The organism is Allofrancisella inopinata (assembly GCF_012222965.1).
In the GTDB taxonomy this organism is placed as follows: domain Bacteria; phylum Pseudomonadota; class Gammaproteobacteria; order Francisellales; family Francisellaceae; genus Francisella; species Francisella inopinata.
This window is the reverse complement of record NZ_CP038241.1, coordinates 39110-51965: the sequence shown is the minus strand read 5'-3', so window position 1 is coordinate 51965 and position 12856 is coordinate 39110. Positions and strand designations below refer to the sequence as shown.

Genomic DNA, 12856 nt, shown 5'->3' with positions numbered 1-12856 from the left:
AAGTTTTTTAATGTTTTTACTTTTTTATGAATATTTATAACGTTCGTGCTTGACACGGAGGTCTCTTACACACTGGATAAAAACTGGAAGGTTGCCGTCTTCGCGATAATTGCAAATCAGGTTTTAAATATCCTAGAATTACTGATGATTAAAAAGTTTATAAAAAAACTAGCTGGGTCCGGTAATTATTATAAATCTATAATTAGAAATCTAAACAATAATACTTATACCGACTAAGAGACTGGCCAGCAGCCGGCAGTAAATTGAATTTCACCCCCATTCTCGTATCCATTTTTGACATCATCACCATCACCGCTCCCTTTTCTGATTTCAGATCCACTAGAATTGTAATCCACGAATGCGACACCTCTGTCTATACCATATGATATCTCTCCCCAAGCTGGATCTTGTTCTGGCTTCCATCCATATCCTGCATCACAGGTAATTGTCCATTCATTATTATTTGTGGTTGAAAATTCGGCATTAGCGATTGCTTTATTTTGATTAAGAGCATTCACTATAGTTTGCGCTGTAAGACCTACTGGCCTTTCAACACCATTTTCTGTTTGACCTTCGTCTGGCATTGTGAATGTGTGACTACTTACCATAACTGGCTCCTCCACATCAACAGATTTACTCTCATTAATTGTTATCGTGGAGCCATCCTCTTTAGTTATAGTACCTGATACACTTATTTGTTTAGCCCCAGCTGAACCAAACACATAACCAGTTGGGTTATCTGTAGCTGTACAGTTTCCAGATTCACATTCTGTAAAGCCAGCAGCTGTCATGTCCGCTCCTGTAGCATAACTTCCTCCTGATATACTCCATGTGATATCAAACTGTGTGCCTTCAGTATCCCCTACTGGCTCTGCTTTTAATACTTGATCAATATCTTTACCTAGGACTGTTGTATATCTAAGTAAATCAACTTGGTCTAAAGCTATACTACATGTTAGATCATTACAACTTGTAACTATCTGATACTCACTTAGCTCTTCTTGTGTACCACAACTACTTAATAATGAAGCTGATGTTAACAAAACCATCACACATATTAATTTTTTATTCATGACGTTGCCCTTATTATTATAGTTAAACCATGTATTTATTTAAATAATATATATTAATAAAATTTATTATCAACAATTGTTTTAACAAATATTAAATAGTTACGTGTATTTGATTGACATATAAATTTAAATTATAACTAGGGTAAAGTGGTTTTTGGAGGCAGAATAAACCTTTCGTCGCTTGGATTATAATCAAAACTATTAAACAGCTCTGATTTAACTCCTTAGTAAACATTATACTAAGAATTTAACTTACAATTCCGTCAGGCTTGACCACGGAATCTACTGAAATAGCTTGGTCTTAAGCTATTTCAGGGGCTGTTGAAAGCTGGAATTAGATGGGTGGTAACAAGGCAAAAATATTCGAAAAAGCGCAGTTTACATGTAGTAAATGAGCATTTTGAGAATGTTTTTAACACAGTTAGAAACATATAATTTTAGTTTGCAACAGTCCCTTTCAGTTAGTACTACTTTTATGCCTAGTAGGTTATATAACTAAACTATTATAAAAGCATTACAAATAAAATCTCTCCTGATATCATGAGTACTGAATCGAGTTCAGCACAGGCCCGTTTTACGGATCTCCTAAATATGGGCAAGGCGAAAAGATTCCGGATCAAGTCCGGAATTGTAAGTTAAATTCTTAGTATAATGTTTACTAAGGAGTTAAATCAGAGCTGTTTAATAGTTTTGATTATAATCCAAGCGACCGTCCCGGAATAGATTTAAACAATCGTCGTCATCAAGGTACTTGGGTTATCTCCTTAATACGTTTGGATAGTTGCTTGGTTTTAACGACCGTTTACAATCGCAAACATTTATAAACATACTAAGGAGATACTTGAAATGTATCATAATTTTATCGGTATTGATATATCAAAGAATGATTTTGTAGTAGCAATTCATGCTAAGAAAAAGACTTTTAAATATCTTAATAACTTAACTGGTTTTGATGAGCTTTTATCAGATCATCCTATACTCAAGGATAATTCTTTTGTAGTTCTTGAAACTACTGGAGGCTATGAAAAAGCTTTACTTGAGTATTTAATAGCTAAGAATATAGTTGTTCACAGAGCTAATACTAGAGTAGTTAAACATTTTATTCGTTCTACAGGTCAATTAGGTAAATCAGATAATATTGATGCTATTGGACTAGCTAAATATGGGTATGAAAGACACCGTGATCTAGAATGTTATCAACCTAATGATGATAAAATGCAGAAGCTTATAAAATATATTCTTAGAAAACAAGATATTAAAAACAGTTAGTAGCTGAAAAAATAGATATCAAGCACCAGACCAAAAATGTACAAAAGACTCTCACCAAAGAATGATAGGATTCTATAAACAAGAGATTATGATTATAGAAAGACTTATGGTGGTAGAGCTGATTTAAAACCTATATTATTTATGTCAGCATTAACTGCTGCTAGAAGTAATGGTAAGCTTGGAATATTTTATAGAGATCTTGTTGAAAGGGGTAAAAAGAAGATGGTAGCACTTGTAGCTGTTATGAGAAAAATTATAGTCATTGCTAATGCTAAAATTAGAGATCTAAAAAGAGATTTGAAGGTCTTATAAAGAAATTAGCAACATAGTTGATGACGTACTACTTTTTAGTATCGCTAGCTATAAGGAGCTATTCAATGATACTTTCTGGAACACTACGGTATACATATACAGCATGAAAGTACACCCACAATGACCATATGATTATTAACAAATAGAATATTGATGTATTTAAAATGTCAAACCCTCCATAATAGCTTGGGGATAAGCTAGATAATATAGCTAAGACAATTATATGTAGTATTAAAGGTAATGATTTTTTGACAACCTTAAAAAGACCTTGATCAAAAGATGCCTGCTTGATTACATACAAGATATATAAAGATAACACAAACACAACAACATAACCCGTGTTAGGAAATTTTGAAAATGTAAATAGTATTGATAAAAATACAAACATAGCTGGCAAAATGATTTTTGCAAGAGGTATAGCAAATCTACCTCTAATACCATTAGCTCTTAGCTTCCCTAAACATACTGGTATCGACATATATGAGATGACATAAAATAACGATAAAAATGAAACTAACGATGACCATGACCTAAATAGTAGTAAAAAAAGTACAGCTAAACTAACAGTGGCATAAAGAGAACGTCTACTAAAGTTATATTTTGTCATTTTATTAAAAAACTTAGGTGCTTGGCGCTCTTGGGACATAGCTGTTAATAGTCTAGTCGTTGAGCCAGTATAAATCATGCCTGTCCCAGCAGGTGAAATAACCGCATCAGCATACAACACTATTGTTATTAAATTTAGGTTTAGCATCATAGTCAACTGTACAAATGGACTAGTAAAATCTAAATTTGCCCACCCCTTATGTAACTCATCAGCTGAAAGAGCTCCGATAAAAGCTGTTTGCAACATCAAATATACACCTAGAGTAATTAGTACTGAAAATACCGTTGCTAGAACGATATCTCTTTTAGGGTTTTTTGCCTCTGAACAGAAAGATGTTATATTCTGAAAACCGTTAAAAGAATAAACCATCCCCGCACCAATCATGGCAGAAAATATTGATGTTACATCATAAGGAGCATAATCACTACTTACAGCCGTAAAGTTACTACTGTTGAAACTAACTATTATAATTGATAAAGCCGTTATAAACGGTATCAATATTTTTACAGTAGTTAAAATAACGTTACTACTTGAAAGTACTTTAACCCCCCAAAAATTAACTACCCCAAACAGTAATATAATCATAGTTGCCAGACCAAGGCCGATAGGGGTCAAGGATCCGTGCCCTGGATTAAACAAATAAGTAGATGCTGTATCTGAAAGTGAAGCTAGATACTGAATGCTACCCTCAGCCTCTGTAGCTATAACAGCAGTTAACCCTAGCCAAGTTGCTATAGTACAAATAAAAGCAAAATCTTTGTTGTGACTAATGACTAAAAGTCTAGCCATCAATCCTCGTTTAGGATAGTTGAAAGAAATTTCCGCAAGACTCAAACCTAACACTAAAATTATAAGCGCTGTAATTAGCCAAGCAATATAAGCAGCTGGACCTGCGATCTTAGCAGCGTAAAAAGAACTAAATAACCAACCTGAGCCAATCATGGTTCCAACCCCTATGGCCGTTAAACCTATAAGCCCCATCTTATTTTCTTTCATATTAATTTATAACCCCGTAAAGTAAATAGTCTAAAAATTTCATGACTATAATATAATCAAAATATGTTTTTAGCTAGACAAATAAATTTTTCAACATGCACTTTTTTGATCAATTTCCATTAACTTAAAGTAAGCCTAAAAAAATATAGTGATCATTAAATTATGATTTTAACTAGTTTCTCAAAACAAAACATATTTGACTAAATTTAAAACTCGTTATATCATCATTATTGCTATTAACAGCATGATAGAAGGTAAGACATGAAACTAAAAAAAATGATAATAGCTCCTGCTCTATTAACGCTAACATTATTACTAAATAGTTGCTGGCTATTGGTAGGAGCTGCTGGAGGTGGTGTTGCTGTAGCATACGCTGAAGGTAAATACTCCATGAATATGGAAGGTAACCTTAAATCCATCTACAATGCAGCTATACAAGCTGTACAAAGTAATGATGACTTTGTATTAACAAAAAAAGAGATAACTCCTACTAAGGCAAATATAGAAGGCTCTACCAAAGTTAATAATACCGACTTCTATATTAGTATAGAGAAACTAACAGATAATGCTTCTCGAGTAACCATTAAATTTGGTGCTTTTGGTGATCGTACAGCATCTGCAACATTAATGGACCAAATCCAAAAGAATGTCCAATAACTAAAACAAAAGTAAGGGCATATTGATGGCACATCTCAAAAAAAGTTTTTCTACTCTCTTTATATGTATATTTACACTAGTATTAAGTAGTTGTATATTAGCGTCTGTAACAGTCGGAGGAGGCACAGTTGCATATGTAGAAGGGAAATATTCTATGAATATTGAGGGTTATTATAAAGATGTCTACCAATCAGCTCTAAAAGCTATAAATGATAATAATGATTTTGTACTTGTCTCTAAAGATTTGAACCTAGATAATGACACTGCCGAGATTGATGGCGCCACTAAAATAGAGAGTACTAACTTTTACATTAAAATTGAAAAATTAAATAATAATGTGTCTAAAGTAACTATTAAGTTTGGTACTTTTGGTGATCAGGCAATGTCTTCTACATTAATGGATCAAATCCAAGCTAACGTAAATAAATCTAAAGCTTAATATCCTTACTAATGTTGGTGTATATATACAATGTTAAAAAAATTTAAACCAATAGTACTTGGTTTTATAATAGCAACTGCTCTTAACAGCTGTGTACTAGCAGCAATATTAGTTGGTTCTGCTGCGGTAGCAGGTGGTACCGTATACTACATAAATGGCAATTATGTAATTGAAATACCCAAAGACGTCCGCTCTGTATATAATGCAACCATTAAGACCTTCCAAACAAACAACCTATACTCTTTAAATGGCCAATCGTATTCACAAACTACTGCTTCTATCAGTGGCAAAGATAGTTCTGAAGAAATTTCCGTAACTCTAAAAGACATTGATAAGCGTAGCACGGAAGTTAAAATACGCTTCGGTATGCTGGGAGATAAACAAAAATCTGCTGACTTAGCAAACCAGATCACAAAAAATATAACTTAAAAAATTAATCTCTATTAATTTAAATTTTTACTTTTTAAATATTTTTTTAAATGTATAATTTGTGATAAATGCAACCTAGTTAGTTTTAGAGCTTATGAGCAATAAAGTACTAGATAGATATTATACAAATAACAGACATATTTGGGTGTTAGTGTTGTCTGGTGGACTCTTGGGAATCATAATTGGGCTAGTTGCAACATCTTTTGAGCTACTACTTGGCCTTATAGCTAATTTCAAAAAAATGCTATTTGGACTTTGCGGCGCTAATAATATCTATTTACAAATTGCCGTTTCAATAGTAATCACCACAGCCATGGTAACATTATCTTTATACTTGATTAGAAAATTCGCTACTGAAGCGGGAGGTAGTGGTATACAAGAAGTTGAAGGAGCGTTAAAAGGTTGTCGTAAACTCAGAAAAAGAGTTGCTCCAGTGAAATTCCTTAGTGGCTTATTATCTTTGGGATCAGGTTTAAGTGTCGGTAAAGAAGGACCCTCTATACATATTGCTGCGTCTATTGCCCAGGTTTTTGTAGATAAATTTAAACTAACCCAAAAATATGCCAATGCTGTAGTATCTGCTGGTGCTGGTGCTGGCTTAGCTGCTGCTTTTAATACTCCGTTATCTGGAATAATCTTTGTAATCGAAGAGATGAATAGAAAATTTAGGTTTAGTGTATCTGCCATAAAATGTGTACTAATAGCATGTATCACAAGCATTATTGTTTCTAGATCTATCGTAGGTAACCCACCAGCTATTAGAATTGAGACTTTTTCTAGTGTTCCCCAAGATACCCTTTGGTTATTTATGATCTTAGGGATATTTTTTGGCTACTTTGGGTTATTATTTAATAAAATCCTCATAAAAGTAGCTGATTTTTTTTCTGGGGGTCCTCGTAAAAGGTATTGGATTTTGGTAATTTGTGTCTGTGTAATTTTCGGTGCCGGTGTTGTAATTTCACCAAATGCTGTTGGTGGTGGATATATAGTTATTGCAGATGCTCTAGATTACAACTTGCCAGTTAAAATATTATTGTTATTATTTGCTCTAAGATTTATTGGAGTAATTTTTTCTTATAGTACGGGAGTTACTGGTGGAATTTTTGCACCTATGATCGCTCTAGGAACTATATTTGGACTTGCTTATGGAATGAGTGTAAACACCTTTTTTCCACAATATAATATAGATGCTGGTGTTTTTGCCGTTGCAGGAATGAGCGCTCTATTTACTGCAACAGTAGGAGCCCCACTAACAGGAATAGTGTTAGTGATAGAAATGACTTGGAACTATCAGCTTTTACTTCCACTTATGATTACTTGTTTTAGTGCCTCTATGCTAACCTACATACACCACCAAAAACCTATATATGATACTTTATTAAGAAGGACTATATCTATTGAAAGAAAACAACAGGCTAAAATAAAAAATGAAAAAAATTCAAAACCAGCTTCAGACTCTCAAGAACACATTATTGATTAAACAAAAGCATAATCATGCAATACCTTTGATGCATTGGGATTTAAATGAAAATAGTTTTAATAAGTTTGCACCGTATTTAGAAAATATTTAGAAAAGAAATTTGCTCAAGTTTATAACTTCTCTTAACGCTTTGGCTATGCATGTGACATTTAGGTAAATAACTACCGCTTGAATACTAATAAAAAAGTAAATATTATATAACTAATAACAAAATACTAATATTTAATGTATGAAAAAAACATTTTTTTTGAGTCTAGCTTCTATCACTATCACGACTCTTAGCTTTGCAGATACATCAATTAATCAGCCAAATATTAACGTAGTGTCAGATTCAAGTGTTACTGCTACAAAACAAATATCTAAGGACTATCTGCCAACTTCTGAAAGTGTCAATGGAACCAAAATACTAAAAGCTACTCAGCCTACACAAAGTAGTCACCTAGTTGGCTCAAATCCAGCTACATGGACACCTGCTTACTTAAACGTTAAAAACTTTAAAAAATGCCTAAAAACTCAAAAGTATAGAGGTTGGGAGGGCTACTGTATGCCAGAGCAACAAAGTAAAGATTGTCCTAATGAATCTTGGGAAAAGTTAAAACAAATGAATCTAGTTCCTTGTGTAAAAGATAAAGATTAAAAAAAAACCTGGCTTTGGGTGGATGGTTATTTAATTAACTTCTGTATTCTGTAATTTGTGAGTTATGTTGCTTTACCTTCATACTATATGCCCAAAGGATAATAGCTCCTACAAAAATCGGTAATAATACAGAAGGAAAAAGCATAAGTGTAAAATATTCTCCGAAAATCCTAACCCAGAAAACCCCAGCCGCGTTCCCTGCAATAAAAACTAATACACAGACTAAAAAGAAAGGAATTTTCCAGAGGTCCTTTCTTGATCCTTTTAAAGCTCTGCCAATTTCTATACCTAAATCAGTTGTGGTGCCAGTCATATGAGTCGTACGTGCGAAACTACCAAAAAATAAGGTTGTAAAACTATTTTGCATACCCATAGCCATAGCAAGAAAAAGATCATCTATAACTTGATGATGAGTAAAAACATCTATAAGAATAGTTCCAGTTAACATAACAAAACTCTGTAAAACCAAAGATTTTGTATGGTTTTTTGAGATAACGTAAGGGTCTGTACTTATAATAATACCATTTATAGCGGCCCCTATAATAAAGCCAAATACTAGAGCAGTTACTTCATAGGCAAAATGCCAATCGTAATCTGCTATATTATGACCTAAAATTCTATAGTTACCTGTCATTGCTGCCACACTGGCACCAAAGGATTTATATAAGACTACACTATCTATCCAACCAGCGTTAAAAACCAAAATGATACAAATGAAATATGTGAATGTTAATCTTTTTGTGAACATTCTTAGTTCCACGTCTTCTTATTACCTAGAGTGTATCATACAAGGATTATCGTTTTGTTGGGTTTTTGCTTTTTGTTAAAACAGTTTAATAATTTTTCAATAAACTCCCTATAAAAATATTCTCTTGCTTATCAATATTGACTGTTACTGCTCCATTATTATAAGTGTCTATAATTTTAGTTTTATTACCCCTAAATAAACTAATATTATCTCTAGCTAAGCTTTTATCTGAAATATGGATAAATAATTCTGGTTTAAATCTAGTAATAAACTTAGAATAAGGAATCTTTGTTGAAATAATAGTACTTGGACTGATAACACGATTGTATAACTTATAAATCATTTGTTGAACGCTAATAGAAGTATCATCTAGTATTAAAAATTCATTTTTACCAACTTTAAAACTAATAGAACAACTACTACCCTCTCCTAAAAGCTTAACGTTTACTTGCTGTAGTAAAAAATTATTTTGATATTCACATTTTTGAGCAGGCAAATCTGTAACGATGTTAGTAATGATTTTATTTACTGGTACTTGTTTTTTTAGGTTAAAAAGGTCTATAGTATGACTAGAATCTCCTGAGATTATTAAATAGTCCAAATGATCTATTCCTTGTAATTCTAAATATTTTAATAAATTAGTTTGTAGAGAAAAGTTATTAGATAAGTTCTTATTTGACGTATAAAGTAAACTTATACCATGCTCTTGTAACAAAACCATAGCTTCTCTTGTATCAAATATGTGTATCTGAATGCTTTGATGTTTTTTTGCTATATTTTCAAAAGGTTGAAAGAACACTAAACATAAAGAAAATCCTAACAAACGTAATGGCTTTCCTATAGGTAAAAAAACTAAAATCAAACCAATCATGACTATAGTTAAGCTAATAACAGAAAAATATCCTAGGTAATCTACTAGCTGAACATGATGAGTTAAAAATTCCAAATATGTGTTGAGAATCTCTAATAAAAAGCTAGGAATGATCCATAATTTAATGTCGATAACTGATAAAAACAAGCATAAAAATAATAACGGTACGATTAACAAGCTAACTAATGGAATAGCAACTATATTTGCTATAATCGAAACTAACGAAAAACTGCCAAAAAAATATACTGATACAGGGATAAGTAAAATGGCTAAATAACTCTGACTTAGCAAACTTATCCAAACCCTTGATTTATATTGCTGCAAAATAATAGTAAGAAAAATAAGAAATGCTACTGCTGAAAAACTTAGCCATAAACTCGCACTATGGATAGAATTAAAATCCAATATTAATATCAATGCTAGAGCTATACTAAGTGATCTAGTTATAGAAACTCTTTTTTTAAAAAACCATAAGATTGCTACTACAGAAAGCATAATCACAGCCCTTTGAGTCGGTAGACTAAAACCAGCAAGCAAACTATAAATAAAAGCTATAATTAATGAAAAGGATACAGCTACATATTGTGCTGGAATCTTACGACATAAAGTCGGTGAAAAAGACCAGAAAACTCTAACTATAACAAAAGCTATAAAGCTTAATAAACCTATATGTAAGCCAGATATAACCATTAAGTGTGAGGTCCCAGATTCTAAAAATAAATTTTGTTGCTCTTGGTTAAAATCTTTTTTGCCTATCAATAAGGCTAATATCAACTCTCTTGTTTTATAGTTTTGTAAATCAATTTGTAAGTAATTATATAAATAGTATCTTAATCGTTCAGGCAAATAGCTAATAGCTGTACCTTGGAATTTTATCTCAGAATTTGGCACCAATTTGCCTAAAGCAACTATATTATTACGCTCCAAATACTGAGCATAATTAAAAGAGTTAACGTTACTATACTCATGAGGTTTATATAATTTTACCTGTAACTGTAATTCATTAGCTGGAATTAAATAATGAACATACTCCCTGCTGGCTTTTAAAAGAAGCTTACCATAATTATATGAATGAAAGGTAAATTCTAACTCTTTTTCGCTACTTTCTGGAATAGAGCTAACAACCCCGGTTAGAATAAGATTGTTATCATACTTATAATTTTCTATAGTCTGATACGGCTTACATGAATCTAGAAAGCAGAAAATAAGTAAAATAAATATACGACTAATCACAAACAACTTTTGTAAAATTTTTAATTTATTTATAAATAAATAATACATAATTTAAAAAGTTATTTTAATAAACCTTATTAAAATTAATTTTCTAGATTTAAAACAAACTAATTTAAGAGCTATGGTGTTATCACATATGATATTGTTTGCCTTAATCATATCAAGATAAATAAATTCTAATACTACAACCAAGAAACTCTTTCATAGAATGATTTCATAAATTAGAAGACCTAAGAATAAATAAGAAAAGGCTTTACCTTATAGTAGAAATAATATCCTTGTTATACGTACCAAAACACGTAGAGCTAAAAAGCTACAGAGACTATGAAAGATTTGGCAATGCTAAGCTTTTAGCTTCTCATGGTATAGTTAAAGGGCATGGGCGTATAGCACAAAAAGGCTGTTATGTAACAGACCCGATTGACTGGTTAGTAGACAGAAATAAATGGTACGGTTTGAAATTTATAGTGGGGATATTGAAAATAAATTACACTGGGTCCTGGATGTATCGATGTCTGAAGATGGCTCAGAAGATATAAAGGTTAATTCTCCTGAAAATTTAGCCATTTAGGCATATTACCTTAAACAGATTACAACAGACCAAAAAACCATGGAAGATATAAGTATCAAGGGTTTAGGAAAGCTTGCAGGATGGAGCAAAACTACTTAATGAAAATAGTTGCGGCTAGTTTTGAGGCTGACACATTTATTGCGGGAGAGCCTTATTCTTTGAATGCGAACAAGGTTTGTAATTCCTTATGAAAGTTACCGGCTTTGCCTCTGTTCTGTTGTTCATATTTATAAAGAGTAGATCCATGTCTTGCATAACAACGAATATCACGCTGTCTTACCTTTTCGTGCATGGCAAACCCCATCGCAAACTTCAATTTTTTGTAGGTATAATCATTTAGTAGTTTAGCCATTGCCTTCATCGAATTGGTACCGCCAGACCCACTTCTTCTTTGTGCTACTATATTACATAGCTGCGTCATATTAACAGCTGATGCTATTCTGTCCCGTTTAGTTAAATTTTTTGTTGCTTCAGACACGATTGTCTGTAATTCTTGAAATTTACCCCAATAATCTTCATCTTCCTGGTCAACCACCATTGCTTGCCTCAATTTAGAAGCATTAACCACGTCTTCAATAAGTTCCGAATGACTTGCCATTTTGGCAGTATCCTGTAAATGAATTTGACGCTGTTGCGACAAAGAAAAGTCTGGTAAGTTTTCCAATAAATCATCCCAATACTTCATTTCGCTAAGCAAAACGCATTCTTGCGGTTTATTCGCAAAACTGTAATATAAATTAACTTTATGTCCGGCGTCTTTCAAATATTTTTGGACTGGAATTTCTTCTCTATCTGTCAGGTGCAGTATCCCATAGATCGCCAGTAGTGTAGTGTCCGATTCGTTCTTCAGGTGATTATTTATAATTTTAGCAGCCGCAATGTTGCCCTTTTCTAATCTATCGTCACCTGCTCCATTAGAATCATTGTTACTTTGATGACTGTACAAATCCTCAATTCCGATAATAGTTATACCATTGTCGATGAGGAATTTAACACATTCAATCATTTGCTTAAAACATAAGTGACCCGTAAATGACTTGTATTTTCCTCTTGCTATACTGCTTCCAAAGAAAGCGTCCATCAAAAAACCGTCAACATTTTCCAATTCCTCTGCATTAAAGCTGGTTAATATTTCTTGCTGCATCCGATGGTTTTGCTTTTGATTATTTTTGATTATTTTTATTAGTTTATTTTTTAATCTTCTATCATTTATAGACATTGGACCCCGAGGCCTCATCGAGTAATTATTGATCTGCACAGGTTTTTCGTTGGTCTGTATTTCTTCTTTGTTGTCCACATAAAATGTCATGCAATCATGATGTACTAAAAATTCAATGAAAACCGTTTTTATATCGTGCTTAACACATATTGCAAGCAGTTTGGTTGGATCTTCAAAAGCGTTTAGCCCTTTGTTATGGTATTCGCCTATTAAGTGTATGGTATTGTTACTCATTGTGTTTTGTGTTTTCCTTTCTTAAGTTATCGCTATAGATTGATGTTGCGTAAATTGGTTCTATCGCAAACTGGTAGTTGA

13 protein-coding genes are annotated in these 12856 nt (G+C 32.6%); 8 read left to right on the top strand and 5 right to left on the bottom strand.

Going from position 1 to position 12856, the window contains the following annotated elements:
- Positions 1 to 233: 233 nt before the first annotated feature.
- On the bottom strand, positions 234 to 1073 hold the full coding sequence (locus E4K63_RS00240) for a DUF3281 family protein (RefSeq protein WP_133942567.1): 840 nt from the start codon (positions 1071 to 1073) through the stop codon (positions 234 to 236).
- A gap of 846 nt (positions 1074 to 1919) precedes the next feature.
- Between E4K63_RS00240 and E4K63_RS08155 the strand changes: the two genes are divergently transcribed.
- Together E4K63_RS08155 and E4K63_RS08150 are read left to right on the top strand one after the other, a co-directional pair.
- On the top strand, positions 1920 to 2342 hold the full coding sequence (locus E4K63_RS08155; RefSeq protein ID WP_244947449.1) for an IS110 family transposase: 423 nt from the start codon (positions 1920 to 1922) through the stop codon (positions 2340 to 2342).
- Positions 2343 to 2483: 141 nt separating this feature from the next.
- A complete protein-coding gene (locus E4K63_RS08150; RefSeq protein ID WP_244947448.1) occupies positions 2484 to 2654 on the top strand; it encodes a hypothetical protein in 171 nt (56 codons plus the stop codon).
- 58 nt (positions 2655 to 2712) lie between these two features.
- Here the strand turns inward: E4K63_RS08150 and E4K63_RS00230 are convergent, their stop codons facing one another.
- Positions 2713 to 4257, bottom strand: a complete 1545-nt coding sequence (locus tag E4K63_RS00230; RefSeq protein WP_133942479.1) for an APC family permease — start codon at positions 4255 to 4257, stop codon at positions 2713 to 2715.
- Between the two features lie 261 nt (positions 4258 to 4518).
- Here E4K63_RS00230 and E4K63_RS00225 point away from each other — a divergent pair, with 261 nt between their 5' ends.
- From E4K63_RS00225 to E4K63_RS00205, 5 genes are all read left to right on the top strand, one after another.
- A complete protein-coding gene (locus E4K63_RS00225) occupies positions 4519 to 4914 on the top strand; it encodes a DUF3568 family protein (RefSeq protein ID WP_133942480.1) in 396 nt (131 codons plus the stop codon).
- Positions 4915 to 4939: 25 nt separating this feature from the next.
- A complete protein-coding gene (locus E4K63_RS00220) occupies positions 4940 to 5353 on the top strand; it encodes a DUF3568 domain-containing protein (RefSeq protein ID WP_133942481.1) in 414 nt (137 codons plus the stop codon).
- 30 nt (positions 5354 to 5383) lie between these two features.
- Positions 5384 to 5782, top strand: coding sequence for a DUF3568 family protein (locus tag E4K63_RS00215; protein ID WP_133942482.1), 399 nt, complete (start codon positions 5384 to 5386; stop codon positions 5780 to 5782).
- A gap of 94 nt (positions 5783 to 5876) precedes the next feature.
- A complete protein-coding gene (clcA, locus tag E4K63_RS00210; RefSeq protein ID WP_133942483.1) occupies positions 5877 to 7262 on the top strand; it encodes a H(+)/Cl(-) exchange transporter ClcA in 1386 nt (461 codons plus the stop codon).
- 229 nt (positions 7263 to 7491) lie between these two features.
- Positions 7492 to 7899 (top strand): hypothetical protein, encoded by a 408-nt coding sequence (locus E4K63_RS00205; RefSeq protein ID WP_133942484.1) that lies wholly within the window; start codon positions 7492 to 7494, stop codon positions 7897 to 7899.
- Positions 7900 to 7933: 34 nt separating this feature from the next.
- Here E4K63_RS00205 and E4K63_RS00200 read toward each other — a convergent pair whose 3' ends face one another.
- Entirely contained in the window at positions 7934 to 8647 is a 714-nt protein-coding gene (locus E4K63_RS00200) for a YoaK family protein (RefSeq protein ID WP_133942485.1), read from the bottom strand.
- 85 nt (positions 8648 to 8732) lie between these two features.
- The gene (locus E4K63_RS00195) at positions 8733 to 10799 is read right to left on the bottom strand and encodes a ComEC/Rec2 family competence protein (protein WP_133942486.1); all 2067 of its coding nucleotides are present in this window, start codon (positions 10797 to 10799) and stop codon (positions 8733 to 8735) included.
- A 397-nt stretch (positions 10800 to 11196) separates the two neighbouring features.
- Here E4K63_RS00195 and E4K63_RS08280 point away from each other — a divergent pair, with 397 nt between their 5' ends.
- A complete protein-coding gene (locus tag E4K63_RS08280) occupies positions 11197 to 11322 on the top strand; it encodes a hypothetical protein (RefSeq protein ID WP_279586418.1) in 126 nt (41 codons plus the stop codon).
- A 151-nt stretch (positions 11323 to 11473) separates the two neighbouring features.
- On the opposite strand, the gene E4K63_RS00190 is transcribed toward E4K63_RS08280, so the two are convergent.
- Complete coding sequence (locus E4K63_RS00190) at positions 11474 to 12775, bottom strand: hypothetical protein (RefSeq protein ID WP_133942487.1); 1302 nt, start codon at positions 12773 to 12775, stop codon at positions 11474 to 11476.
- Positions 12776 to 12856: the final 81 nt, after the last annotated feature.

Coding starts and splice junctions, on each gene's coding strand:
- E4K63_RS00240 (WP_133942567.1), bottom strand. CDS start 1,073: ATGAATAAAAAATTAATATGTGTGATGGTTTTGTTAACATCAGCTTCA.
- E4K63_RS08155 (WP_244947449.1), top strand. CDS start 1,920: ATGTATCATAATTTTATCGGTATTGATATATCAAAGAATGATTTTGTA.
- E4K63_RS08150 (WP_244947448.1), top strand. CDS start 2,484: ATGTCAGCATTAACTGCTGCTAGAAGTAATGGTAAGCTTGGAATATTT.
- E4K63_RS00230 (WP_133942479.1), bottom strand. CDS start 4,257: ATGAAAGAAAATAAGATGGGGCTTATAGGTTTAACGGCCATAGGGGTT.
- E4K63_RS00225 (WP_133942480.1), top strand. CDS start 4,519: ATGAAACTAAAAAAAATGATAATAGCTCCTGCTCTATTAACGCTAACA.
- E4K63_RS00220 (WP_133942481.1), top strand. CDS start 4,940: ATGGCACATCTCAAAAAAAGTTTTTCTACTCTCTTTATATGTATATTT.
- E4K63_RS00215 (WP_133942482.1), top strand. CDS start 5,384: ATGTTAAAAAAATTTAAACCAATAGTACTTGGTTTTATAATAGCAACT.
- clcA (WP_133942483.1), top strand. CDS start 5,877: ATGAGCAATAAAGTACTAGATAGATATTATACAAATAACAGACATATT.
- E4K63_RS00205 (WP_133942484.1), top strand. CDS start 7,492: ATGAAAAAAACATTTTTTTTGAGTCTAGCTTCTATCACTATCACGACT.
- E4K63_RS00200 (WP_133942485.1), bottom strand. CDS start 8,647: ATGTTCACAAAAAGATTAACATTCACATATTTCATTTGTATCATTTTG.
- E4K63_RS00195 (WP_133942486.1), bottom strand. CDS start 10,799: ATGTATTATTTATTTATAAATAAATTAAAAATTTTACAAAAGTTGTTT.
- E4K63_RS08280 (WP_279586418.1), top strand. CDS start 11,197: ATGGTACGGTTTGAAATTTATAGTGGGGATATTGAAAATAAATTACAC.
- E4K63_RS00190 (WP_133942487.1), bottom strand. CDS start 12,775: ATGAGTAACAATACCATACACTTAATAGGCGAATACCATAACAAAGGG.